Origin of the sequence: Aequorivita sinensis (assembly GCF_006346335.1) — a bacterium.
Classification (GTDB): Bacteria; Bacteroidota; Bacteroidia; order Flavobacteriales; family Flavobacteriaceae; genus Aequorivita; species Aequorivita sinensis.
Window position 1 is genome coordinate 1 of record NZ_VDMC01000064.1, and the last position, 650, is coordinate 650.

Genomic DNA, 650 nt, shown 5'->3' on the forward strand with positions numbered 1-650 from the left:
GTTGTGTTTATGCAAAAATCGTTGTTAATCTATACAGAAAGAATTCTACGTTTTTCACTCCTCTAAATTGTGCCCTAAATGCTTTTATCTTTGCATTGAATGATTCTGCTGATGCATTTGTACTTCTGTTTATAAAATAGTTTAAGATTGATCTATAATTTAGTGTTATCGTGTTTGCTATAGCATTGAACGCTCTAAAGCCTGTGTTTTCTACATCTTTGTACCAATGGGCCAGTTTTGTATAAGCTGTTTCTATGGATGTTGCCGTGTTGAATATATTTCTAAGCCCTTGGACCAAGTCAAAGGCAATTTGTATATCAGGGTATTGACTGAATAATATCTTACTTCTGTGGTATTGGTTATCAGTCCAGTTAGATGGGGCTTTATATAGTAAGTACCTACTTCTGGCCAATAGTTGCTTTCTTGTATCTCCGTTACTATATTGTTTTGGTTCCCATGTTTTGTTTTTTGCTCTTGCCTGTTTTATTTGTTGATTTTCTAGGTCTATAGCATCCCATCGGTGTTTTATCCTGATGTCTTGAAGTGCCTCTAACGCAAGTTTTTGTACGTGAAAACGGTCGGTAACCTGCATTGCTCTTGGGAAGCATTTTTTACATATGGTCTTCATTGAGTTTGCCATATCAAGTGTA

At 35.7% G+C, this 650-nt stretch carries 1 protein-coding gene; it reads right to left on the reverse strand.

Annotation, left to right across the window (positions count from 1 at the left end; translation table 11 throughout):
- Positions 1-7: 7 nt before the first annotated feature.
- The coding region (locus FHP04_RS14410; RefSeq protein ID WP_139856847.1) for an ISAon1 family transposase at positions 8-650 on the reverse strand (643 nt) is incomplete at its 5' end.